At 62.5% G+C, this 22734-nt stretch carries 21 protein-coding genes and 3 pseudogenes; 11 read left to right on the forward strand and 13 right to left on the reverse strand.

The window, feature by feature from the left end; genetic code table 11:
* Nucleotides 1-72 precede the first annotated feature (72 nt).
* The 4 genes from AC57BR_RS09215 to AC57BR_RS09230 all read right to left on the reverse strand — a co-directional run bounded on the left by AC57BR_RS09215 (nucleotide 73) and on the right by AC57BR_RS09230 (nucleotide 4839).
* Nucleotides 73-1395: an NtaA/DmoA family FMN-dependent monooxygenase gene (locus AC57BR_RS09215; RefSeq protein WP_496359751.1), complete on the reverse strand. Its 1323-nt coding sequence runs from the start codon at nucleotides 1393-1395 to the stop codon at nucleotides 73-75.
* Between the two features lie 86 nt (nucleotides 1396-1481).
* On the reverse strand, nucleotides 1482-2810 hold the full coding sequence (locus AC57BR_RS09220; RefSeq protein WP_496359753.1) for an NtaA/DmoA family FMN-dependent monooxygenase: 1329 nt from the start codon (nucleotides 2808-2810) through the stop codon (nucleotides 1482-1484).
* Between the two features lie 3 nt (nucleotides 2811-2813).
* Nucleotides 2814-3452: a flavin reductase family protein gene (locus AC57BR_RS09225; protein ID WP_496359755.1), complete on the reverse strand. Its 639-nt coding sequence runs from the start codon at nucleotides 3450-3452 to the stop codon at nucleotides 2814-2816.
* Complete coding sequence (locus AC57BR_RS09230) at nucleotides 3361-4839, reverse strand: MDR family MFS transporter (RefSeq protein WP_496359757.1); 1479 nt, start codon at nucleotides 4837-4839, stop codon at nucleotides 3361-3363. The genes AC57BR_RS09225 and AC57BR_RS09230 overlap by 92 nt, the downstream gene beginning before the upstream one ends.
* A 188-nt stretch (nucleotides 4840-5027) precedes the next feature.
* On the opposite strand from AC57BR_RS09230, the gene AC57BR_RS09235 reads away from it, so the two are divergent.
* The gene (locus AC57BR_RS09235; RefSeq protein WP_496359759.1) at nucleotides 5028-5651 is read left to right on the forward strand and encodes a TetR/AcrR family transcriptional regulator; all 624 of its coding nucleotides are present in this window, start codon (nucleotides 5028-5030) and stop codon (nucleotides 5649-5651) included.
* A gap of 107 nt (nucleotides 5652-5758) precedes the next feature.
* Nucleotides 5759-5887: pseudogene (locus AC57BR_RS09240) on the forward strand (NAD(P)-binding domain-containing protein); the annotation flags it as partial.
* A gap of 150 nt (nucleotides 5888-6037) precedes the next feature.
* Here the strand turns inward: AC57BR_RS09240 and AC57BR_RS09245 are convergent.
* The 8 genes and pseudogenes from AC57BR_RS09245 to AC57BR_RS09280 all read right to left on the reverse strand — a co-directional run.
* A pseudogene (locus AC57BR_RS09245) lies at nucleotides 6038-6187 on the reverse strand (hypothetical protein); the annotation flags it as partial.
* A 410-nt stretch (nucleotides 6188-6597) separates the two neighbouring features.
* Nucleotides 6598-7449 carry a fumarylacetoacetate hydrolase family protein gene (locus AC57BR_RS09250; protein ID WP_496359761.1) on the reverse strand — a complete coding sequence of 284 codons (852 nt, stop codon included), beginning with the start codon at nucleotides 7447-7449 and terminating at the stop codon, nucleotides 6598-6600.
* Between the two features lie 105 nt (nucleotides 7450-7554).
* Entirely contained in the window at nucleotides 7555-8442 is an 888-nt protein-coding gene (locus AC57BR_RS09255; RefSeq protein ID WP_496359827.1) for an HpcH/HpaI aldolase/citrate lyase family protein, read from the reverse strand.
* A gap of 14 nt (nucleotides 8443-8456) precedes the next feature.
* Nucleotides 8457-8753, reverse strand: a complete 297-nt coding sequence (locus tag AC57BR_RS09260; protein ID WP_496359763.1) for a hypothetical protein — start codon at nucleotides 8751-8753, stop codon at nucleotides 8457-8459.
* A 29-nt stretch (nucleotides 8754-8782) separates the two neighbouring features.
* The gene (locus AC57BR_RS09265; protein ID WP_496359765.1) at nucleotides 8783-9862 is read right to left on the reverse strand and encodes a tartrate dehydrogenase; all 1080 of its coding nucleotides are present in this window, start codon (nucleotides 9860-9862) and stop codon (nucleotides 8783-8785) included.
* A 35-nt stretch (nucleotides 9863-9897) separates the two neighbouring features.
* Complete coding sequence (locus AC57BR_RS09270) at nucleotides 9898-10845, reverse strand: phosphoglycerate dehydrogenase (RefSeq protein WP_496359767.1); 948 nt, start codon at nucleotides 10843-10845, stop codon at nucleotides 9898-9900.
* Between the two features lie 115 nt (nucleotides 10846-10960).
* The gene (locus AC57BR_RS09275) at nucleotides 10961-12334 is read right to left on the reverse strand and encodes a cation:dicarboxylate symporter family transporter (protein WP_496359769.1); all 1374 of its coding nucleotides are present in this window, start codon (nucleotides 12332-12334) and stop codon (nucleotides 10961-10963) included.
* 90 nt (nucleotides 12335-12424) lie between these two features.
* Entirely contained in the window at nucleotides 12425-13591 is a 1167-nt protein-coding gene (locus AC57BR_RS09280; RefSeq protein WP_496359771.1) for a mandelate racemase/muconate lactonizing enzyme family protein, read from the reverse strand.
* 217 nt (nucleotides 13592-13808) lie between these two features.
* On the opposite strand from AC57BR_RS09280, the gene AC57BR_RS09285 reads away from it, so the two are divergent.
* The 9 genes and pseudogenes from AC57BR_RS09285 (at nucleotide 13809) to AC57BR_RS09325 (ending at nucleotide 21139) form a co-directional block, all read left to right on the forward strand.
* Nucleotides 13809-14510 carry a GntR family transcriptional regulator gene (locus AC57BR_RS09285; RefSeq protein ID WP_496359773.1) on the forward strand — a complete coding sequence of 234 codons (702 nt, stop codon included), beginning with the start codon at nucleotides 13809-13811 and terminating at the stop codon, nucleotides 14508-14510.
* 23 nt (nucleotides 14511-14533) lie between these two features.
* Nucleotides 14534-14835, forward strand: a pseudogene (locus AC57BR_RS09290) (dihydroxy-acid dehydratase); the annotation flags it as partial.
* A gap of 289 nt (nucleotides 14836-15124) precedes the next feature.
* Nucleotides 15125-15574: a nuclear transport factor 2 family protein gene (locus tag AC57BR_RS09295; RefSeq protein ID WP_496359775.1), complete on the forward strand. Its 450-nt coding sequence runs from the start codon at nucleotides 15125-15127 to the stop codon at nucleotides 15572-15574.
* 401 nt (nucleotides 15575-15975) lie between these two features.
* Nucleotides 15976-16383, forward strand: coding sequence for a nuclear transport factor 2 family protein (locus AC57BR_RS09300; protein ID WP_496359777.1), 408 nt, complete (start codon nucleotides 15976-15978; stop codon nucleotides 16381-16383).
* Nucleotides 16384-16452: 69 nt separating this feature from the next.
* Complete coding sequence (locus AC57BR_RS09305; protein WP_496359779.1) at nucleotides 16453-16587, forward strand: hypothetical protein; 135 nt, start codon at nucleotides 16453-16455, stop codon at nucleotides 16585-16587.
* Nucleotides 16588-16663: 76 nt separating this feature from the next.
* On the forward strand, nucleotides 16664-17740 hold the full coding sequence (locus AC57BR_RS09310) for a helix-turn-helix domain-containing protein (protein ID WP_496359781.1): 1077 nt from the start codon (nucleotides 16664-16666) through the stop codon (nucleotides 17738-17740).
* 286 nt (nucleotides 17741-18026) lie between these two features.
* The gene (locus AC57BR_RS09315) at nucleotides 18027-19412 is read left to right on the forward strand and encodes an MFS transporter (RefSeq protein ID WP_496359783.1); all 1386 of its coding nucleotides are present in this window, start codon (nucleotides 18027-18029) and stop codon (nucleotides 19410-19412) included.
* A 197-nt stretch (nucleotides 19413-19609) separates the two neighbouring features.
* Nucleotides 19610-20512, forward strand: coding sequence for a hypothetical protein (locus AC57BR_RS09320; protein WP_496359785.1), 903 nt, complete (start codon nucleotides 19610-19612; stop codon nucleotides 20510-20512).
* Between the two features lie 456 nt (nucleotides 20513-20968).
* A complete protein-coding gene (locus AC57BR_RS09325; protein WP_496359787.1) occupies nucleotides 20969-21139 on the forward strand; it encodes a hypothetical protein in 171 nt (56 codons plus the stop codon).
* A gap of 641 nt (nucleotides 21140-21780) precedes the next feature.
* Here AC57BR_RS09325 and AC57BR_RS09330 read toward each other — a convergent pair.
* Nucleotides 21781-22719, reverse strand: a complete 939-nt coding sequence (locus tag AC57BR_RS09330; protein WP_496359789.1) for a ribokinase — start codon at nucleotides 22717-22719, stop codon at nucleotides 21781-21783.
* Between the last annotated feature and the right edge of the window lie 15 nt (nucleotides 22720-22734).

The following is a 22734-nucleotide window of genomic DNA, read 5'->3' on the forward strand; positions in this document are numbered from 1 at the left end:
AGCCGCCGTTGATGTCGTTGCCGGTGTCGGTCACCAACCGCGACTCGCATATGGCAAGATGTTCGATTGAAGTCACCGCGTGATGCGCGGATCGACTCCATATTGGGCCGGAGCGCCCAGATGATCGCGCAGGGTGGCGCCGTCATATTCCCGGTGGAACAGCCCGCGATCCTGGAGGATCGGCACGACGCCGTCGACGAAGGCATCGACTCCGCCGTCATAGATGTCCGGGGATACCCAGAAGCCGTCGACAGCCTCTGCCTCGAACCATTCCTGCATTTGGTCAGCGGCTTCGGCGGCCGGTCCTACGATGACTGGGTGGTAGTCGATGACGCCATGCGCGAGTATGTCACGGACGGTCCAGCCTTCACGCGCGATCTTCAGTGCGTGGATCGAGCGGGGGTCGCCCGGTGATGGTCGAGCCTCGGACAACTGCGCCGCCGAGAGCGGTTCATCGAGGCGTGCAGGATCAAGGAACAGGCCGAGCATCCGACCGAGATACGCCGCACGTTGAGGGAACGTTCGTCCGCTCAACGTGACGCGGCGATCGAGGCCCTCCCGTTTATCGAGGGTTATCGTCGTCATCAGCCCAGCGAAGAACTTGATCTCGTCCGGGTCACGTCCGGCGCGTTCGGCTGCTTCCCGGAACGCGGCACGCTGTGCACGCGCATCGTCGATCGTGAAAGCCGCTCCGATGACGGCGTTGGCCCAGCGACCGGCGAACTCGTGGGCGTTCGGACTGCCTCCGGCGTGGAAGACTACGGGTTGCCCCTGCTCAGAGGGAGGAATGTACAGGGGCCCACGGGAGGCAACGAATTCGCCACCCAGATTGATGGGAGCGACCTGGCCCGCGTGGGCGAATTGGCCTGTCTTCTTGTCGTGCACCCATGCGGTCTCGCCCCAGCTGCCCCAGAGAGCCTGCACGAGCTGAACCGTCTCGTGCGCTCTTCCGTAGCGTTCCGGGCTGGACGGAATATGTTGGCCGTAGTTCGCGGCGACGTCTTCGCCGCTGGACGTAACGGCGTTCCACCCCGTCCGTCCGTGACTCAGGACGTCGAGTGCTTTGAACTGTCGCGCCAGGTTGAACGGTTCGTTGAAGGTGGTGGAGCCGGTGGCGACGAGGCCGATATGGCTGGTTTCGCGGGCGACCGCTGCCAAGGTAACCATGACGTCGAGGTTGAAGTTGGGTGGCTCGTTCGCGATGTCGCCGACGTGAGTGGGGCCATCGGGGAGGAACAGAAATTGGAGTTTTCCGCGCTCGGCGGCTTGGGCGTGCCGAACTTTCGCGTCGAAGCTCGTATAGCTCGTGGGATCGACCTGTGGTGCGCGCCAGGCGCCAGGCAGGTTGCCGTACCCGTTACCCAAGTGCATGCCGATGAGCATCTGTCTGGCCATGATGTCTTCTCTCCGTGTGTAAATCTGATGAGTTGTCGTCGCTGTCGAGTGCGCTCTAGATGCGGGCCGTGTAGGCGGACCCGTTGTTAGGGAGTCCGAGGCCGACGCTGCAGGCCGTACTGGTGGTCGACGCCGAGATTCTCGCGGAGGGTCTCGCCTTCGTACTCGGTGCGGAATAGGCCGCGCTGCTGCAGGACCGGAATGACTCCGTCGACGAAGGAGTTCATTCCCTCGGGAATAACACCGGGGATGACCAGGAAGCCGTCCGCGGCATCAGCTTCGAACCATTCCTGCAGGTGATCGGCGATCACCTCGGGGGGACCGATAGGGGCAGGGTGGTAATCGATGACGGCGTGGTGGAGCACCTGACGCACGGTCCAGCCTTCCTCGGCGACCTCAAGCGCTCTGGGCGATCGCGGGTCACCAGGATTGGCGGACGCAACGGCCAGCTGATCTGCGCGCAGTGGGGCGTCGAGGTCGCTTGGCCCCAACGGCAGGCCGAGGAGCTGGCCGAGATGGCGCACCTGCTGCTCGATGTCGGGTTCGATCAGCTTTCCGCGTCGAGCCAGAGCCTCCGCGTGGGTCGACGCGATGGTGGGCATCACCCCGACGAAGAACTTGACATCATCAGGGCTACGACCGGCAGATTCGGCGGCGTGGCGCACTGCGGCGCGCTGGTGCCGAGCCTCCTCTATAGTGAAGACCTCACTGATCAGGATGTCGGCGTAGCGGCCGGCGAAGGCGAGGCTGTGCGGGCTCGCGCCGGCATGGGCCATGACCGGCTGGCCCTGCTTGGACGGCGGGATTTCAAGTGGGCCGCGGGACGAGACGTAAGTTCCCCTGAGGTTCACGGGCGAGATTTTCGACAGGTCGGTGATCCTCCGGGACTGCTGGTCGCCGATCCAGGCATCCTCTTCCCAGCTCCCCCAGAGCGCCTGGACGATTTGAACGACCTCGTCGGCCCGGGCATAGCGAGTGTCACGGTCCTCGATCGCGCGCCCGAAGTTCGCGGCGGCCTGAGGTGACGAGGTGGTCACGGCGTTCCAGCCCATGCGCCCGCCGGAAACGACGTCGAGGGACTTGAGCACGCGAGCGATGTTGTACGGCTCCTGGAAGGTGGCGCTGACCGTGGTGACGAGACCGATCCGCTCGGTAGCCAGGGCGATGGCGGTGGCCACGACGGTTGGCTCGAGGGTCTGGTTCGGCGCGTGCGCCTCAATGCGCTGGGTCTGCGCGAGGAAGTCGCCCTGGAAAAGGAAATCGAACATGCCACGTTCGGCGGCCTGAGCGCCGCGCACCAGGACGTGAATGTTGTCGTAGTCGTGGGGATCGACCCCGGGTTCCAACCACGCGTGAGGGCTGGCGCCGTAGGGAGTGCCACTTGCTGCGGCGAGATGCATCTTCTTCCGGGACATCGTCTACTCTCTCTCGCGCTGGATCACGGCGACCTGGCGGTTGTAAAAGGTCAAGGGGCCCATGTCGTCGAAGCGCTCGTGGTCGATGACTTCGAAGAGTACGAGCTCGTGGTCACCAGCCGGCACGTGCTGGTGGGGCCGAACGACGAAGGTGGCTGCCGCCTGCGGCAGGGTGCGTGCCTGGGAGGTGGCGTGATCTAGAGTGACGCCGTCGAGCCGGGCGGGGCCGGACAGGCGAAGCTGAGACACGAGGGTGAGGTGGGACTCGCCCAGAATCGTGATACCCAACTCTTGCGCTTGGCGAAGCCGGGGCCAGGTGGTCGAGGTATGGGTAAAGGCCATGGAGACGAGTGGCGGGTCCAGAGAAACGCTCGTGAAGGAGTTCGCGAGCATCGCCTCGTTCTGGCCGTCGACCTCGGCGGCAATAAGTGCCATCCCGGTAGGGTAGGCGGCGAAGGAGTGACGGATAGTAGTGGCTGACGAGGTTTGCACTGTCAATATCTTCTCTATCGTATGATCGAGGTTGTTTCGGAGCAGACGGGGGTGATGCTCAGTGCCCGATGGGCACCGGGGCACCGCTGGAGGCGGGCTTGCGGACGAAGAATGTGAGCGGGATTGCGATAAGCGAGAGGACCGCTCCACAGACGAACGCGGCGTGGATGCCGTCGGCCGCGGCCGCGATGACGCTGGTCCCGTCTTCGATTCGCGGTGTCGATGTCGCGGTCATCACCGTGAAAAACACGGCGATGCCGACCGCGCCGGCGAGCTGCTGTACGGTGCTGACCGTGGCGCTGCCGTGGGAGTAGAACTGCGGGCTGAGCGATGCGAGCCCCGAGGTGAACAACGGGGTGAACGCGAGGGCCAGGCCGATACTCAGCACGATGTGGGCGACGAGGACCGTGACGATGCTCGAACCAGCGCCCAGCGTCGTCATGAACCACAGCGCACCGCTCACGATCATCGAGCCCGGAACAACGAGCACGGTCGGGCCGACTTTGTCATAGAGGCGCCCGACGAACGGCGCGAGGAACCCCATCACAAGTCCGCCGGGCAGCATCAGCAAGCCGGTGGTCAGGGCGCCGAGTTCGAGCACGTTTTGCGTGTAGATCGGCAGCAGGGTGAGAGTGCCAAACAGTATGGTCGTGTAGATCGCGATCACGGCTATCGCGAGCGTGAAGCCCGAGCTTGTGAAGGTGCGCAGGTCAAGCAGTGCGCGGTCTGTGCGCTGCAGCTGCAATTGGCGCAGGATGAAAAGCACGATGCCTGCTGCGCCAATGGCGAGGGGCGCCCAGCTGGTCGGGCTGGAGATTCCGGCATCGGTCTCGCCGATGTGACTGAGACCAAAAACGAGCCCGCCGAAGCCGATGGCCGAAAGAACGACCGACACGTAATCGAGCGGGGTCTTGCGCGGCTCGCTGACGTTGGGAATGCGCAGGACCCCGACCACGAGAGCAAGTACGGCGACCGGCAGCACGATGATGAACATCCAGCGCCAGCTCAGCGCGCTCAGGATGAGGCCCGATACAGTCGGGCCGACCGCGGGCGCGACAGAGATCACGATCGAGACGTTGCCCATCACGCGTCCGCGTCGCTCTGCGGGGACGAGGGTGAACACGGTGGTGAAAAGCAGCGGGATCATGATCGCCGTACCCAAGGCCTGCACGACACGTGCGGCGACCAGGATCTCAAAGCCGGGCGCGACGGCCGCTATGAGTGTGCCGACACTGAACAACGACATGGCGCTGATGAAGATCGCACGCGTACTGACGCGCTGCAACAAGAAGCCGGTGATCGGAATCACGACCGCCATGGTGAGGAGGAAGGCGGTGGTGAGCCACTGCGCCGCGCTTGCCTCGATGTCGAAATCGTCCATGAGGTGAGGAAGTGCGACGCTCATGATCGTCTCGTTCAGGATGACGACAAACGTTGATGCGAGCAGTACCCCGATCGCGAGCCGATTGCGCGCGTCGACCTCCTGCGGATGAGTATGCGCCACTTGAGGAAGTGACGCGGTGGAGGTGTCTGACATAGCTACATTCCGTTCATAGAGAAGTTGATTTCGGGGCGACGACACCCGGTTATCACGGTGGATCGACCGAGCCAGAGTGGCGACACACCATCGGTCGCCACCGGGATGCTCTATAGTGGAGAGTGTCTCCCGTTAGTGAACGACCATACGGAGACGCTCCCCGTTTTGTCAAAAGTGAGGCAACCGTTATGTCCAGGACCGCTACGAGCAGCGCCCGCGCCCCGCGGGCTGATGCCCGACGCAATCGAGATCAAATCCTCGACACCGCCGAGCAGTACTTCTCTAAACACGGAGTGGGCGGCTCGCTCGACGCGATCGCGAAACAAGCAGGCGTCGGCGCGGGAACCCTGTACCGGCATTTCCCCAACCGGGAAGCTCTGCTCGCGGCCTTGCTCGCGGCGCGCGATGAGGCGCTGATGTCCCGCCGAGACGAGCTCCGCACCAAGGCGGCTAACGCGGCCGACGCACTCGACGGCTGGCTTGGCGCGCTGACCGAGTGGGCAGGCGCGTTCGACGGGCTGCCCGACCCCCTTCGCGCTGCCGCGACCAGCAGCACATCCCCGCTCGCAGTTACGTGCGAAGGATTCATCACAACAACAGAGGAGTTCCTGCACGCCGCACAACGAGATGGAAGTGCCCGGAAGGAGATTCGGGCACGGGATCTCTTCTTGGTGGCACTGGCCACGAGCTGGGTCCGCGGAGCGGCTTTGGCCGATGGCGCATCCGCCGCGGCCCTGGCCGGTATCACCAGGAACGGGTGGGAACTGGACCCGTCCCACACTCGCGGGGAGTCACCGACAACCACCGACTAGAACGCCACACCATATGGGACGGATAGACATCACTAAGGAGGACACCATGAACCGAATCGGAATCATCGGTAGCCCGGCTGGCCGTCGCCGCCGGTTACGAGGTCCTCATCGCAAACTCGCGTGGACCGGAGACACTTGCCGGCCTGATCGAAGAGCTCGGCCCTCGGGCGCAGGCCGGCGACGTCCGCGCCGCAGTTGAGTTCGGCGACATCCCGGTCCTGGCCGTGCCGCTGGCCGCCTACCCGAACCTGCCTGTGGAGGCCTTCGCCGGGAAGACGATCCTCTCCACTGGGAACTACTACCCCACCGTGAAGGGCCGCGTAGGCGCCGTTGATGATCAGTTCCTCACCCGTGACGAATCCGGCCTCGTCGGACGCGAGATACAGGATGCCGTAAGCGATGTCCGATGCCTCGCCGATGTGCGGCGGCAGAATCGAGCTGGCGGCATCCGCAGCCTGTTCTTTGAGGTTAGTGTAAATGGGCCCGGGGTGGACGGAGTTCACCCCGATACTGTCACCGGCAAAATAGTTGAGCATGTAAGAGGTCCGCGATCGTGATGCGTTCCGCCTCGAAGAGAGTATGGACGGAAATCACGGCCTGTCTCTGATGGGCAGCACCATGGGCTTCATTCAGGGGAACTTGACCGCCCTCGCTCTCGAGGCTGTCCGTCATGTTTCCGGCAGCGGTGCAGCGGGGCTGGGGTTCACCCAGTTCGTCTTCGGCGCCGCAGCTACTCCACTATCTGGGCTTGGCGGCGCAGGAACCGCCATCCCTATGGCGGTGGTCACGACAGCGGCGACAGGCACTCGGAGACAAACACCTCAGGCTAGCGGGCATTGACGTCGCGCAATGTGAACCCCAAGACCTTGGAAAACGCCGTCTCAAGGAAGACCGTGTGAAACCCCTTCCGCCTGCTAGCTGTCCTCGCCCAACCCTTGATTGCCGCTCATCGTTTGTCTGCCGGCAGCGGATCGCAACAGGTGGACTCTGCCCTGACCACATTGGTGATGCTGCCGATTCCCTCAACGGCCACGGTGATGGTGTCGCCATCTTTGAGGAACAGTTGGGGGTCCCGGCGGTATCCGACTCCTGGCGGTGTGCCGGTAAGGATGACGTCCCCTGGCTCCAGTGTGGTGAATTCGGAGATGGCGGCGATGAGAGTAGGGATGCTGACGATCAGGTGGGAGAGGTCGGATTTTTGTACAACTTCTCCGTTCAGGGTTGTGCTGATGCCGGCCTTGCTGATGTTGGTTTCCGCCGGGGTGACGATGTAGGGGCCGAGAGGGGTGGTGCTGTCCCAGACCTTGCCCTGCAGCCATTGGTGAGACTTGTTCTGGTAGTCGCGCATGGTGACGTCGTTGGAGACGCAATAGCCCAGGACATGGTCCGCCGCGTCCTGTTCGGCGATGCGGCGGCCTGTCTTGCCGATGATGACGGCAAGTTCGCCCTCAAAGTCGACCTGGCTGGATTCCGGAGGCAGGACGATGTCGTCCGCGGGTCCGATGAGGGTCGATGCGTACTTGGGGAAGAGGACGGGAAAGGCGGCCGTGCTCGCGTCCTCGGCACGATTTTTGTAGTTCAGGCCCACGCAGAGGATTTTCCCGGCCCTTGGTGACGCAGCGCGAAGGGTGACTTCCGAGAGGGCAACCCGGGCTTCGGTCAGGCGGGCGACGGAGGTTAGGAGCTCTGTGGGTGTTTCCGGTCCGACGTCGGTGAGCCCTGCCAGCGGGATAACGTGTTCACCGTGGACTTCGCCGAGGTAGTTGTGACCCTTGTATCGGTAATTTGCGTAGGCCATTCATTCTTCTTCCTGATTGGTGAGCGTCGCATGCGGGGCGTGAGCGGGGGCGTTTCGTTCGCCCCCTGGGGCGTCGACGCGAGCCTTGGCGTCGTGGGCGAGGCGCTAACGTGCCGGATGGATACCGAGGGCTGCGGCGAGTTTCATGATCTTTTCGGCGCGGCCGAGGCGGGGCAGGTCGGAGCCGTCGCGGATGACGCGGCCGTTGGCCTCGAAGTCGGCCATGAAGTCGGTGGCCCAGGCGACATCCGACGGCGTGGGGCTGATGACCTCGTTGATAACGCTGGTCTGGTCAATGGCCAGGCAGAGCTTTCCGGTCATGCCCATCATCACCGTGATGCCGGTCTGCTCGCGCAGGATGGGGTGGTTGGTGCCCACCGTGGGTCCGTCGATGGGGCCCGGCAGGTTGCCCACCCGGCTGGCGACGACGAGCTTGGCGCGCGGGTAGGCCATGGCCTCCTGGGTGTTCGCCATGCCGGTGTCGCGGCGGAAGTCGCCCGAGCCGAAGGCCAGGCGGAACGCACCCTGGGCCTTGGCGATGTGGTTGGCCTCCTCGATGCCAAGCGCGGATTCCACGAGCGGGATGACCGGCGTCTTGCCATCCATGCGGTGGAAGGACTCGGTGACCTGGTCGGCCGACTCCGTCTTGGCCAGCATGACGCCGAGCAGCCCCGGCGTACCGCGCAGGCCCGCGAGGTCGTCGGCCCAAAACTTGCTGGTCGCGTCGTTGATCCGCACCCAGGCCTGGCCGCCGCCGGAGAGCCAGTTGACGACGTTCTCGCGGGCGACGTCCTTCTGCGAGGGGTCAACGGCGTCTTCGATGTCCAGGATGATCGAGTCCGCGCGGGACACGGCGGACTGGTCGAAAAGCTCGGTTTTCATCGCGTTGACCAGCAGCCACGACCGGGCGATCTCGGCGGGGATATTGCGTTCCGGGGTAGCGTCCTGGACCGCACTGAGCGCCGGGGCGGTGTCTTGGGTGCTTTGGGGCATGTATGTGTGCTGCGTCATGGGTCTCCATGGTGGCTCAGTTGGCTGATGGTGTGGTGAGTCATGTGGTAACCGAGCCAGTCCTTGGCCTCGTTCCGTTCTGTCCACACTTCTATCCCGTGGGCGGCTTCGTACATGGTGCGTGGTTGGGTGGCGTCGCCGGAGACCCAGATTGTCGTGGAGTCGGCCATCGCGTCGTCCACAGTGCCTGTGCGGATGATTTGGCCGAGCTGGCGGATCTGGACGGTCGCTCCGATGAGCCGGCGCCAGTTGAGGTACTGGCGGAGAATGATTGGTGCTCCGTGGGCAGGCATGTTCTGGCTGTGGCGGCCGGTTGACCCGGTCATGGTGCGGTGAGGGCCGAGGCCACTGCTTTGCCCAGTTCTTCGGTGGTGGCGTTGCCGCCCATGTCGGGTGTGAGGGCTTGTTTCCCGTGGGCGAGCACGGTTTCCATGGCGGTGGTGATGGCGGCCGCGGCTTCGGGTTCTCCGAGGTGGTCCAGCATCATGGCGGCGCACCAGATTTGGCCGATGGGGTTGGCGATGCCTTTGCCGGCGATGTCGGGGGCGGAGCCGTGGACTGGTTCGAAGAGGCTGGGGAATTTGCGTTCGGGGTTGATGTTGCCGCTGGGGGCGATGCCGATGGTTCCGGTGCAGGCCGGGCCGAGGTCGGAGAGGATGTCGCCGAAGAGGTTGCTGGCGACGACGACGTCGAACCAGTTGGGGTGCATGACGAAGTTCGCGGCGAGGATGTCGATGTGGTATTTGTCGACGTCGATGTCAGGGTAGGCAGTGGACATGGCCTGCACGCGTTCGTCCCAGTAGGGCATGGTGATGGAGATGCCGTTGCTCTTGGTGGCGGAGGTCAGGTGCTTTTTGGGTCTGCTTTGGGCGAGGTCGAAGGCGTATTTGAGGATGCGGTCCACGCCGGTGCGGGTCATGACGGTTTCCTGGATGACGGTTTCGCGGTCGGTGCCTTCGAAGACCTTTCCTCCGATGCTGGAGTATTCGCCTTCGGTGTTTTCGCGCACGACGTAGAAGTCCACGTCGCCGGGGACCCGGCCGGTCAGGGGGCTGGGCACGCCGGGGAGGAGTTTGACCGGGCGGAGGCTGACGTACTGGTCGAAGTGGCGGCGGAACTGCAGCAGGCTTCCCCACAGTGAGATGTGGTCGGGGACGACGTCGGGCCATCCTACGGCGCCGAAGAAGATGGAATCGAACTGGTTCAGCTGGTCGAACCATCCGTCGGGGAGCATCTTCCGGTGCCGGGTGTAGTAGTCCGCGGAGGCGTAGTCGAAGCGCTCGTATTTGAGGTTGAGGTCGAAGGCTGATGCTGCGGCGTCCAGGACGCGCAGTCCTTCGGGTACGACTTCGGTGCCGATTCCGTCGCCGGGAATGACTGCGATGCGGTGGGGTTTCGACATCAGGGATCCTTCTTTATCTGTGCTTGGTGGTCGGGTTAGCGGTCGACCGGGTTTGCCGGTTCGCGGTTTTCGAGGACATCGATGACGGCGTTCGCGGCTGCCAGGCCGGCCCGGGTCCGGGCTTGGGCCGTCTGCCCGGCAAGGTGGGAAGTGATGAGGACGTTGTCCAAGCCCCGGAGGGGGCTGTCGCCGGGCAGGGGTTCGGTTTCGAGTACGTCCAGAGCTGCGCAGGCGATGGTGCCGTCGTAGAGTGCCTTGGCGAGGGCCTCTTCGTCCACGAGTGAGCCGCGGGCTGTGTTGATGAGCACGCCGGTGGGTTTCATCATGTGCAGCCGGCCCGCGTCGATCAGTTTGCCGGTGGACTGGCCTCCGCGGGTATGCAGGGAGAGGTAGTCGGCCTCACGGATGACCGTGTCCAGATCCGTGAACCGAATGGCGCTGGTGTCAGGGTCGGGGTGGGCGGTGCTGACCAGGACGTTCATGCCGAGGGCGGCGCCCAGTTGTGCGGTGGCGCGTCCGCTGGGCCCGTAGCCGATGATGCCCAGGGTGGATCCGCGCAGTTCATGGCCCGCCTCGCGCGGCCAGTGGCCTCGGCGGACGGCGGTGGTGACCTCGGCGAGTCGGCGCGCGGCCATGATGATCAGTCCGATGGTCAGTTCGGCGACCGAGTGGTGGTTCGTTCCTGGTGCGTTGCAGACCCTGATCCCCCGTGCGGCGGCCGCCTCGACGTCGATGGAGTCGTACCCCACCCCGCTGCGTGCGATGACTTTAAGGGATGCAGCGCCGGTGAGCATGTCGGCCGTGACGGGTTCGCTGGCGAGGATCGCCCCGGAGACGCCGTCGAATAACGAGCGGCGTTCCTCCGCGCTGCGTGGCCGCCGCGAGGGTGAGTAGACCGGTTCCAGGCCGTGGTCGCGCAGGAGCTGGTCCACGGTATCTCCCGGGTGGAGGTAGTCGGTGGTGATCAGGATGCGTGGGGCCATGATGTGGGCGGTTCCTCGTGTGGTGGGGTGCGGGTGGTTTCGCGGATCGATGGTTAGTTCACGCCGGTCAGGGCCGCCGCGGAGTGCGCAGCGGCCCTGACCGTTGTTTCCGGTGTTAGTGGGCGTCGACTTTCTCGGCTTCCACGGGTTCCGGCGCGGTGGCCTGGATTTCGTTTTTCTTCTGGCCTGAGGCGTGCAGTGCTCTGCGGGCCTGTTCCGGGTCGAAGTCTTTCTCCCATTTACCGATGACGACGGCGGCCATCGCGTTTCCGAGGACGTTGATGAACACCCGGCCCTCGTTCAGGAGACGGTCGATGCCGACGATGAGGGCGAGCGCGGCCAGCGGGATGCCGCCGACCGAGCTCAGGGTGCTGGCCAGGACGATGAACGCTCCGCCGGCGATACCGGCGGTGCCCTTGCTGGTGAGCATCATGACGCCGACCATGACCAGCTGCTGTTCCCAGGAGAGGTCCATGCCGACAGCCTGGGCCAGGAACACCGAGGCCATGGTCAGGTAGACGGCGGATCCGTCCAGGTTGAAGGAGAATCCGGAGGGGATGACGATGCCGACCGTGGACTTGCCGACGCCCATGTTTTCGAGCTTCTTGATCAGCTGCGGCAGGACGGCCTCGCTGGAGCAGGTGCTCAGGGCGATGAGGAGTTCAGCCTTGAAGTAGCGCATGACCGTGAAGATGTTCATTCCGCAGGCGCGGGCGATCGTGCCCAGGACCACGAGGACGTACACGATGCAGGTTGCGGTGAACAGCAGGACGAGGATGCCCAGTTGCTGCAGGCTCTGGGTGCCGTAGTTGGCCACGACAGCCGCCAGGGCGCCGAACGTGCCGATGGGGGCAAGGCGCATGACCCAGTTGACGATCTTGAAGATGACCGTGGACAGGGCCTGGATGCCCTTGGTGAGGAACGCACCGGATTCTCCGGAGACATTCATTGCGGCTCCGAACAGGATGGAGACCATGAGGGCAGCGATGATGGTGTGGCCTGTCAGGGCGCCGAACAGGGATTCGGGGATGATGTTGCTGACGAATTCGAGGCCGTCGAAGCCCTTGCTCGCCGCGGCCGGGACCTTGCTGGCGTCCAGGTTGGACGGGTCAATGTTCATGCCGGCGCCAGGCTGGAATACGTTGGCGACGACCAGGCCGATGAGCATTGATACCAGTGACAGGACGATGAAGTAGCCCAGCGCCTTGACGCCAATGCGGCCGGCTTTGCGCAGGCTGTCCATCGATGCGATGCCCAGGGAAACCACGCAGAACACCACGGGGATGACGATCATCTTCACCAGGGCGATGAACCAGTCACTAAGGGGTGTGAGCTGCTTGCCGACGGAGGGCAGGAAGAATCCGACGGCGATGCCCAGGACGGCGCCCAGGACGACTTGGAACCAGAGTTCGCGCAGCAGCCGGCCGAACCGGGACCGCTGCTTGGGCGGGTGTGAGTGCTGCGGGTTCTTAACAGTGGGGGACGACATCCGGAGTGCTCCTTTGCACGTCAGACTGGGGGAACGAAGAGAGGTGCGGTCCTGGGCAGCGGTACTGCCCGGGACCGGGCACGATAGGGCTTACTCGTGCAGCCCGCGCAGGACCTTGTAGAACTCGGCCTTGCCTTCCAGACCGATACCCGGCAGGTCACCGGGGGCTACTCGGCTGTTGACGATGACAGCGTCGTCGGTGAAGCCGCCGGTGGGCTGGAACTCGCCCGGGTAGGACTCGTTGCCGCCGAGCTTGAGGGCCGCGGCGATGTGCAGGGAGAACTGGTGTCCGCCGTGCGGGATGCAGCGGCGGGACGACCAGCCGTGCTGGGCGAGCATGTCCTGGATCCGACGGTATTCGGTCAGGCCGTAGCTCAGGGCAGGGTCAACCTGGATGAAGTCACGGTCCGGGCGCATGCCACCGTAACGGACCAGGTTCCGGGCATCCTGGAGGGAGAACAGGTTCTCGCCGGTGGCGATCGGGTTCCTGTAGTGCTCGGATAACGTGGCGTTCAGGGCGTAGTCGAGCGGGTCGCCGACTTCCTCGTACCAGAACAGCCCGTACTGGTCGATGGCCTTGCCGTATTCCAGCGCCGTCTCAAGGTCGAACTTGCCGTTGACGTCCACCATCAGGCGGGAGCCGTCGCCGTCGAGGACCTCGATGACGGCCTCGATGCGGCGAAGGTCTTCGGCGAGGTCGGCGCCGCCGATCTTCATCTTGACCACGTCATAGCCCTTGGCCAGGAAACCGCGCATTTCGTTCTGCAGGTCCTCGAGGCTCTTTCCGGGAGCGTAGTAGCCACCGGCGGCATAGACGAAGACGTCCTTGTCCGGGTTGCCGTCGCCGTAATGGTCCGAGATCCAGCGGTACAGCGGGACGCCGGCGATCTTCGCGGCAAGGTCGTGCAGAGCCATGTCCGCCACGCCGACGGCGACAGACCGTTCACCGTGGCCGCCGGGCTTTTCGTTGGACATCATCAGGTCCCACGCCTTCTCCGGCGAGAGCTGGCCGCGCTCGTCAAGAAGGTCCTCGGAAGGGGCGTCCAGCAGGCGCGGCAGGATTCGCTCTTCCAGGATGGCAGTGGCGTTGTAACGGCCGTTGGAGTTGAAGCCATAGCCGACCAGGGGCTTTCCGTCGACAAACACATCACTGACCAGTGCAATGATCGTGCAGTCCATCTTGGTGAAGTCAATGAAGGCATTGCGGATCGACGAGCTGATAGGAATGGTGCCGACGTGGGCGGAAACGATTTTCATCTTTGAATCTCTTTTGGTTGGGATCTTATTTCTTATAAGACTTGAGATAACGCGTTGCCCTTTGCAATGGCGGAGCAGCCGGGGCCGGTCAAATATCTTATAAGACCTTGCGCCAAGCCTAGAGGAAGGGCGACTGGAAGCACAAGCTATGGAAGCGGATTTCTTATAAGATGTTCGCAGCAGGGGCATCAACCCGACGAGAGATCCGGAGCGGTATATGAGCACCACGAACGTCTTTTCCAGTAAAGGCAGTCTGGCGTACAGCGAACTCCGTCAGCTGATCCTCTCGGGCGGCCTCGCCCCGGGGTCCCGCATCTCCCAGTACGAACTCGCCGACAACATGCAAATGAGCATCACTCCCCTGCGTGAAGCGATCCGCCGGCTATCCAGCGAGGGTCTGATCATCATGGACACCCACCGCGACTCCCGCGTGGCTGACATGAGCGCTGCCGAGGCCCGCGAGCTGTTGGAAGTCCGTCTCTCACTGGAACCGTCAGCCACAGAACTGGCCGCCTCCCGCCGGACCGACGCTGACATCGACGCCATCCGCACCGCCGCGGAGAAACTGCTGCCGGTCACAAGGGTCTGGGGCGAGGACGCCATCACGGCCCACCGGGAATTCCACCGCGCCGTCTACAGCGCGTCCCATAACACCACGATGATCAAGCTACTTGACGACCTATGGGACAAGTCCGACCGCTACCGCCGCATCGGGCTGGAACTGCCCTCGGGTGATGAGCCCCGGACGATAGACCTGAACCAGCACCATCAGATCCTTGAACTCGTCGTCGCCCGGGACGGAGCCGGCGCCGCCGAACTCGCAAGGATCCACATCACCAACAGCCTCGCAGCTTCGGTTACCGGCGTCCTGGAGGAACGCGAGAACGATCAGTCGGCAACCTTGGACAAGACCGCCTAGTATCCTCAAACTTCCTCCCGGTCGCCCTCATCAGAGACGGGCGCTTCACCGGTGGAACATCCGGGCTCTCCATCGGCCACGTTTCCCCCGAGGCAGCAGGTGGGACCATCGCCCTGGTGGAAAACGGCGACACGATCACTATAGACATCGGCCAGCGACTGATCCATGACAGCGCCGAAGATGGACTCCTGGCCGAGCTGTAGAGACCATCAGAGCCAACGGCGGATACAGAGCTCGGCGCCGTCGGATCGCTGGCGGTCCTACGCCGGTATGGCTCTATCTGCGACAGTGCGCCGCACGCGACGTCTCCCTCGTAAAACACTAAACGCCCATCAAATTGGAGGGCCGCCGGCCCGGGCCGAAGCGAATCCGGGATCACTCGAGCATCTGCCGCAGCATGTGGGGCTGGAGTAGCCCCGCCGGGCTCCTGCCTGTCCGTGCACAGGTTCCCGTTCCTGCCATCAATGGGAGAGCCTCAAAATTTGGCGTCATTCCTTAGGTCCTTGGCATGCCTTACCGTTCCACCGTGACGCCGACAACTCCTAGTGTTAGGTTCCAGCGGCGGTCGGCACAGATGCCGATTCACCTACGCGTTGAGAGAGCCGAGGATTTACATGGAACAGTTGAGTCGTGTCGAAGATCGCCTGGCTATCCAGGAACTCAACCACAGGTACGCCACCCATATCGATCTGCACGAGATCGACGAATGGGTGGCGCTCTTCTCTCAAGACGCGGTCTTCGACGAGAGAGAATTCGACAGTCCGCTGCTCAACGGACAGGAAGAGATTCGCGCCTATGGCCAAGCCTTAGCCGAGACCGTCCAATATGCACTCCACCACATGACAACCCACGTCATCAGTGACCTGACAGCGACGAGTGCCCGAGGAATTGCATTCGCAATAGTCGAGGCCGTGCTAAACGACGGGTTCCATGCCCGGCACCAAGTCATCTACCGGGATCGCTACAAGAAAATCGACGGTCAATGGCTGATCACGGAACGCATCCTCAAGCGGACCATACCGGCTGAGATCATCAACGAGAAGTCGCAGCCACCTGTCGCTTGAAGCTTCCACTGCGGGACATCCGGTGACCGCCGCTGGCCGTCCAGACCTAGTCAAGCCTCCCAGAGCTTGGGCTTGCTGCCTGGCCAACCCATGCTCTCGGTGATGAGGGCTTTCGCGGAGTTTGAACGTCCTTGGTCCGGGAGCGGCAGCGAGATGGCATCGCTCTGGCCAAGCAGGGCGGCACCTAGCGCGGACGGAAAAAGGCCCCCTCCGGACCGAGCGGCCGAGCTGGTATAGCGGACCCCAGTGGGATTCCCAAGTCCGTCCTCGCCAGCGACTCCGGCATCAGCCGGGGACCCTGTACGAGTATTGAGCCGTGCCGATCGCCACGCTTTGCCCCACGCTGGGGTGATATCTCGGGACTCGCCTTTCCTTAGCTCTAGCCTGACGAAGGAGTCAATATGACATATGCCGACGACATGTGGGCGATTTACGGTCTCTGTTCCCTCTTCGGCTCGACCCGAGATCTGAATCAGCACGAAGAGTGGGTGTCGCTGTTCACCCAGGACGGATCTTTTGAGATCCCCCGTATCGGGCCGCGCCATGGGCACCACGACCTTCGCATCCTGAGCGAAGAGTTACAGCTTCCCGACGGTGTCCAAGCCAAGCACTACGTCTCAAACATCAACGTTGCGATCGACGGGGACGAAGCATCCGGAACGGCCTACTTCCAGTTTTTCAAAATCGTGGACGGCGCGCCTGTCCTCGCGGCGATCGGCACCTATGTCGATAGGTTTCGCCGAGTTGAAGGAGAATGGAAGTTTGCCTCGCGAGTGGCAGACTCCGAGACCGGCGCAAGCCCCACCTGAGACTCATGACGTCTTCCGCACGATGCTGAGACATTTTCTAAGACTCCTGAGCATGCTGGAGCACAAGCGGTGAGTAACGCTCAGGTTCTCGACGGGAAGCATGTTCTCATCACCAATGCCGGCCGTGGGCTCGGCGAAGCGTACGGGCATGCGTCGGCCGCGGGCGGCGCCCGTGTGGTGACATCCGACATCGACGCCGAGTAGGTCAGGATGTCGCCGCGGCGACCGAAAGCAAAGGCGGCGAAGACCTCGCCGTCGCGGCAGATGCAAGGAGGCCGTGATGATACGTGATAATGCCTCTCGAGCAAGCAATGCTCTCTCCCAGGGTGGGGTGCGCCAACGTACTGAAGCTGGATCAACCCGAGAGGGCTCTGTTCTAAATGTCCACCTTATGTGTGGGGTGCTCCAGGAGCATGGCTTCGATCCGGTCCCCTTGCTGCGTAAGGCGAAGGTGTCACTGGATGTTCTTGAGGCTCCGGACCGGCGCATTGGCTGGCGTCAAGAGCTGATCTTCGAAGAGGACTTCGCCTACCTGACGTCAAACCGCCTGGACATCTGGATTGAGATCGCCAGGCGCTACACTTATCCGGCCTTCGCGGACTTTGGAATGGCGATAATCACCGCCCCGAGTCTGCGGCATTATCGGGACGTGGCCAAGTTTGGTTACGGCGTCGGCCACTACAGCGCTGTTGAAGACGATCAGGGCAATACAGGAATCGAATTTGCGCTGCCGCCGCAGATGGATCGAGCCGGCGCATTCTTTCGCTTCCTTATTGTCCGTGAGGTTGTTACCGGGGCGGCATTTTATGATGACCTTTGGCAGAGCCGCTTTCCTTTTGATCGTGTGGAATTGCCCTTGGACCGCTTGCTAGTGGGTCTACAGGACGTCGTAAATGCCCCCTTGATCCCCTGTGGCACATCACTTCGCTGGATGTGGCCCGCGAATCTCTTGGATGTGCCGCTGCCACGTTCTAATGCGATGGTGCATCAAGAGTACGTTCGACGGGTTCAGCGCCTGAGGAGCTTCCCGGAACCGACGCAGTTGGATGAACAAATACTGGCCATTCTTGAACAGCCTGGAAACGCGGGGCTGAGTCTTGCGGATATCGCGGCCAAGCTGGCCACCCCTGCGCGCACATTGCAGCGCCATCTCAACGAAAGCAAGATTAGTTTTAGTACCTTGCGCGATGAGGCGCGAACGCGTGAAGGCCGTCGCCTGCTCTCCGTCAGCGATATGCCGATATCGGAGATCGCCAGACAACTGGGCTATGTTGAAGTCGCGAGCTTCAGTAATGCTTTCCGCCGCTGGACCGGCGAGAGTCCTAGCCAGTTTAGGCACGGGGAGGCTCGCGGGTAAGCGGGCACGCAAGCCTGGGTCACATCCGAAACGGTCAGCGAGTGGTGCAGGCTTATCTGTTCCGACATCGCTCACGGAACGAACCTCGTGGCGCGTTTGCGCAAATCAACTGGCGTCATTTCGATAACGCTACTTTTACCTCGTTCTGTAGCGTTTGTGTTCACCAGGGCAGGCTGCTTCAAAAGGCAGTCGTACGTGACCAAGTATCCCAACCCGTGCGTCGTCGCCGACAGCCGAACCTTGGAACTCAAATCGTGACTCCAAAATACAAAAACGTGAGGTCTATATGATCCGTGAGCAAATTCTCGACGACCGTGAATTGGGTCCCTTTCACCGGAAGCTGATCTTCCTGTCTACTGGCGGCCCGTTCCTTGATGGCTACATCGTTGCAGGCATTAGCGCCGCCCTTTACGGTGCCACCGTTGATCTGCATATGGATGAGGCACAGACCGGCCTCGTCGCGGCCACCGCAATGGTCGGCATCCTGATCGGTGGAGTGGTGGGTGGGCGTATCACCGACCTGATCGGCCGGCAGAAGTTGTTTGCCCTTGACTTGGCCGTAATGGTTATTGCTTCCGTGTTGTGCATCTTCGTACAGGATGGGTGGCAATTGATCGCGGTGCGTTTGGTTGCAGGACTCGCCGTCGGCGCCGACTATCCCATTGCGTCCTCGATGCTCATCGAGTGGCTACCTGCGCGGTTGCGCGGGAGAATGATGGGCGTGCTGACCGCCATGTTCGGTGTTGGGATGGCGGCGGCGTTCGCAGTGGGATACCTCGCGTCCGCTATCGGCCTAGAACATGGATGGCGGTGGATTCTGGCCAGTGCCGCGATTCCGGCTCTTGCCATCCTGCTGGCACGGATCGGAACTCCCGAATCACCCCGTTGGCTGATGCAGCGGGGCCGGTCTCAGGAAGCCCGTGAAGCCATCCGCACAGCATTTGGTGAGTATCCCGCTGATGATGAACTTAGCGCCCTCGCCCACGCAGAGTCCGAGGTCAGGAGCCCACTGAAGGACGTGGTTACAGGCGCCTATCTACGGCGGACGCTCTTCATCGGAGGATTCTGGTTTTGCCAGGTCGCACCTAACTTCGCGATCTATGCGTTCCTTCCAATAATTCTGGGACAGTTCGGCTATTCCACCGGCGACACCGCCTTACTGTGGGCGATAGCGTTGACCGTGGTAGGCACGGCGTCAACGGTGCCCTTCCTGTTCTGGGTCGATCGGTTCGGGCGCCGGCCTGTGATCGTCTGGACCTTTGTGGGAATGGCTCTCACCCTGGCCGCACTGGGTATCTTTCCGGACATGGGCCCTGGGCCGGCAATTGTGATGCTGGCTCTGAATTTTTGTGCCACCGCTGGTGGCAGCATTTTGCAGTGGACATATCCGACCGAGCTCTTCCCCACCGGTATGCGGGCCACCGCGGTAGGCGTTGCGACTGCCATCAGCAGAGTGGGTGCGGCCGCTGGCACATTCCTCATACCGCTTGCCCTCGCGGGACTCGGGCTCGGACCAACCATGCTGATTGCGGCTCTGGTTGCAGCCGTTGGGCTTGCAATCTGTGTTGCTTGGGCCCCCGAGACCCGCGGCAGAGCCCTCCACGAAACGGCTGCAGTACCGAACCCGTCTCGCGGAGTGGCCGGGGACGAAGACAAAGTGCGCATCGGGTAAAGCGCTATTCCCTGACGCCAGAGGATTCTTGATCGATTGAGTTTGATGAGGCGGCGCCCAAAAGCTTGATCCAAAAAGTCGCACCTCCAATCACCTCCGAGGACTTATTAGTTCCCTCCCGCAAGACAATTGCGAAAGCACGACCAACAGGTGGGCGCGTCCGTCGGCCCACTGGCACACCCAGAGAGAAAAGACCAATGGCAGAAATACTGACTGACTTAGATTTTGCTGTGAACGACTATCCCGTGTACGACTCCGAGTATTCCCTCACGCACTTCCCCATGCACTTCATGAGCGAGGGTGAGCCGGTGCATGCGTTCATGTGGATCGCACCAGGAAAGGAAGCGAAGGGCTGCGTAATCATCCCACCGCAGAAGAATGGAGGCGACAGTTATGAAAGCCTCATCACGCCATTAATCTCTTCAGGGATCCACGTCATGAAGATCCACCCTCGTGGCATGTGGGACAGCGTCCCTGCCTCCAATTCTCTGGCTAAGACGGTAGCGGACATCCACGCTGCTGTGGACTTCCTGCGCTCGAACGGCGGGGAGCACACGGCAACCGCGGTGAGGGAACGGCTCTATTGGGTTGCCCCTGACCGCATCGGTCTAATCGGCAAGAGCGGGGGCGGCGGCGTTGCTGGCTTGGTGGCGGCAGCCGAGAACCCGCACTTGAACTCCGTTGTCGCTCTCGCGCCCGTCAACATGGAGCTCTACCGCGGTATGCCAAACATGATCAATCACGGAATTGGCGGCGAGTTCGAGAAAGCGACCCTCGGCTCTTTCCAGCGCGACAAGGAACTTACCGCTGGTCGTGTAGACCACTCGTTCGAGCAGGCGACCATGACGCCGGCGGACTTCGATCGAGTGAGCATTGTCAAGCGTGCTCCCGAGCTTGTAGGCAAGAATGTGTTGCTGATCGGAGGCTCTGCAGACACGGAACACCAAGAGTCCAATCACAAGCCCATCGTCGAGGCAATGCAATCGGTCGGCGCCAAGAACCTCACCGTTGTGGTCCTCGAAGCCGACACCTACTTCCTGACGGCCCGGATTGCACTCGCGCGGCTCATCATCGGCTGGTATCGCGAGCAGGGGTTTTAGTGCGGGGTGGCGTCAGTCCTTGACCATTGGGTTTTGGGGCGGTGGAGTAATTGCCGACCGTTCTCCTGCTGCAACACCATCGACTGGTTGCGATCAGTGTGATTTCTAAGTCCCTCACAATCGACTAACTCCACGCCCGCTACTGAGGGGCCAGCCAGTGCGTCCCATGCGGCGCACTGGCAGGGTCTCTTGAGACAGGACCCCGCTTTGCACCCCTTTTAGACACAGTCTAAGTGCCCCTGAACATTCCACTTGACACTATCAAACATTGCGTTGAGTCGTTCGCGGAGCGTGCTCAGTTATGGGCCCGTAGTTTTCCCAAAAACACGACGAAATGGAACAAACATGCCCAGCCTTGGCGTCATGGGCAGTGGAACATCGGACACCAATCGCCGGTCTGGCGGTAGCGGCAGGTATCACGGCAGACCACCAGCGAATTCGTCCAAACTCACTTGCGTGGGAGCGAAGGTGGTCAGGGCGTTCACTAACATCCTCGCCACCCGTATCCCCCAACTGGCGCGCTCCTCTGATGCACACGACCGCACGGCCCTGCCGATCGCCGGCGATGGCGCCAAAGCGAAGAAGGAGGCCGCCACACTCATCAATCAGCTCGGCTATGACATTTGAGCCAGACGCTTCCGCCTACACCCAGCTCTATTTGGCTGATCCAGCCACCCCAGGAGAACGCATGCTCGAGGCTCCTGGCGGCCCTGTGAAGGGAGCCCGAGTGCTGACGGCTAGAGCATGCTGAGCGAATTCGGCTTGCCGAGCGGACCTATTGATCTATCACTCACTCGGAAACCCACTCCAATCCCGGCAGATGACGTTCTCCCAGTCGCGGAAAGGGCTGTGCGTCGGGCCATGCAGGTGAAGTGCGCAGGTCCATCGGGTGCGGCGGTTCGCTGCTCCGGTTAAACTACACCCCAACCTGACGGGCAGGTAGCTGGCTGTCGGCGGGAGCAGGCGGCGAGGGCGAGGTTCACAGCATCAACGTCCACTAGGGCGCTGCACCGCGACGAGAATCGTGATTAAGATGCAGCTCAGCCTCGCCCCCGTGGAGCTGGAGGACTGTTTGAGCCCTTCAGTGATTCATGCATTCCTGCCTTGATGCGCTGATCACGATAGCCAGGTGTCCCTGTTTTACGTGAGAGCGATGAAGTTGTCGATGTTCGTGGTGGCGTGGACGCCAACCTCAATTACTACCGACGTGATGAGAGCCGGCAGGGGGCTCCTTCCCGGGAAGGGGTGGAACAGCCTGAACTCCGCTCTCACTGGCCGTCGACACGTGCGAGTTCTCCCTGGAGTTCAAGGACTGCCGCGTCGGTGGGCATGCCGGATGTCGCACCGAGGGACTGTGTCGATAGGGAGGCCGCGCAGACCGCCCAGTTCGCGGCCTCGAGGAGGGGTTCTCCCTTCGCCAGCGCGTTACCGAGCGCTCCCACGAAAGTGTCGCCGGCCCCGGTGGTGTCCACCACATTCACCGAAGGCGCCGGGATCTGGGTCGTCTCTCCGCTGGCCCAGATCAGGGCGCCTCGACCTCCAAGGGTCACGACGACGGAAGCGGGCGCCTTTCGGCCGGCCAAGGCCTCCCCAAGCAGAGCCGGGTCCTGTGGGACGGGCTGGCCGAAGACAATCTCGAACTCGCCTTCGTTAACGATCATCACATCGACGAGCTCCAGGAGTTCACTGTCAAGGGCACGGGCGGGCGCGGGGTTGAGCACGAAGATTCCCTTCGACCGCTGCGCGGCTGTGCGGACGACTTCCAGCGGTACTTCGAGCTGGGCGAGCACTACGGCTGCTTCTTCGACGGCTTCGGCTGCTTGGAGGACGCTGCCGGGATTGAGAGTGGCGTTCGCCCCGCTGACGACGACGATCGAGTTTTCGGCGGTTTCGTCGACGAGGACGAGCGCCCGGCCGGTGGGGGCGGCGGTGTCAGCGATCAGGTGGCTCACATCGACTCCGGCGACGATGAGTGCCTCCCGGACCGTTCGGCCCGCCTCGTCGGATCCGACTCGGCCGACGAAGGCCACGCGACTCCCCAGCCGCGCGGCCGCGATCGCCTGGTTGCTGCCCTTCCCGCCGGGGAACTCGGCGTAGGTGCGCGCCAAGGTGGTCTCGCCCGGCTTCGGCAGCGACTGGACCGTAGCGACCATGTCAAGGTTGACGCTTCCGACGACGACAACATCGGGGGTGGAAGTCTTTTTCATTGCAGTTCTCCTCGT

The sequence above is a fragment of the Arthrobacter sp. BGA-UO-ETr-C19 genome (genome assembly GCF_059568005.1).

Coding starts and splice junctions, on each gene's coding strand:
- AC57BR_RS09215 (WP_496359751.1), bottom strand. CDS start 1,395: ATGGCCAGACAGATGCTCATCGGCATGCACTTGGGTAACGGGTACGGC.
- AC57BR_RS09220 (WP_496359753.1), bottom strand. CDS start 2,810: ATGTCCCGGAAGAAGATGCATCTCGCCGCAGCAAGTGGCACTCCCTAC.
- AC57BR_RS09230 (WP_496359757.1), bottom strand. CDS start 4,839: ATGTCAGACACCTCCACCGCGTCACTTCCTCAAGTGGCGCATACTCAT.
- AC57BR_RS09235 (WP_496359759.1), top strand. CDS start 5,028: ATGTCCAGGACCGCTACGAGCAGCGCCCGCGCCCCGCGGGCTGATGCC.
- AC57BR_RS09250 (WP_496359761.1), bottom strand. CDS start 7,449: ATGGCCTACGCAAATTACCGATACAAGGGTCACAACTACCTCGGCGAA.
- AC57BR_RS09255 (WP_496359827.1), bottom strand. CDS start 8,442: ATGCCCCAAAGCACCCAAGACACCGCCCCGGCGCTCAGTGCGGTCCAG.
- AC57BR_RS09260 (WP_496359763.1), bottom strand. CDS start 8,753: ATGCCTGCCCACGGAGCACCAATCATTCTCCGCCAGTACCTCAACTGG.
- AC57BR_RS09265 (WP_496359765.1), bottom strand. CDS start 9,862: ATGTCGAAACCCCACCGCATCGCAGTCATTCCCGGCGACGGAATCGGC.
- AC57BR_RS09270 (WP_496359767.1), bottom strand. CDS start 10,845: ATGGCCCCACGCATCCTGATCACCACCGACTACCTCCACCCGGGAGAT.
- AC57BR_RS09275 (WP_496359769.1), bottom strand. CDS start 12,334: ATGTCGTCCCCCACTGTTAAGAACCCGCAGCACTCACACCCGCCCAAG.
- AC57BR_RS09280 (WP_496359771.1), bottom strand. CDS start 13,591: ATGAAAATCGTTTCCGCCCACGTCGGCACCATTCCTATCAGCTCGTCG.
- AC57BR_RS09285 (WP_496359773.1), top strand. CDS start 13,809: ATGAGCACCACGAACGTCTTTTCCAGTAAAGGCAGTCTGGCGTACAGC.
- AC57BR_RS09295 (WP_496359775.1), top strand. CDS start 15,125: ATGGAACAGTTGAGTCGTGTCGAAGATCGCCTGGCTATCCAGGAACTC.
- AC57BR_RS09300 (WP_496359777.1), top strand. CDS start 15,976: ATGACATATGCCGACGACATGTGGGCGATTTACGGTCTCTGTTCCCTC.
- AC57BR_RS09310 (WP_496359781.1), top strand. CDS start 16,664: ATGATACGTGATAATGCCTCTCGAGCAAGCAATGCTCTCTCCCAGGGT.
- AC57BR_RS09315 (WP_496359783.1), top strand. CDS start 18,027: ATGATCCGTGAGCAAATTCTCGACGACCGTGAATTGGGTCCCTTTCAC.
- AC57BR_RS09320 (WP_496359785.1), top strand. CDS start 19,610: ATGGCAGAAATACTGACTGACTTAGATTTTGCTGTGAACGACTATCCC.
- AC57BR_RS09330 (WP_496359789.1), bottom strand. CDS start 22,719: ATGAAAAAGACTTCCACCCCCGATGTTGTCGTCGTCGGAAGCGTCAAC.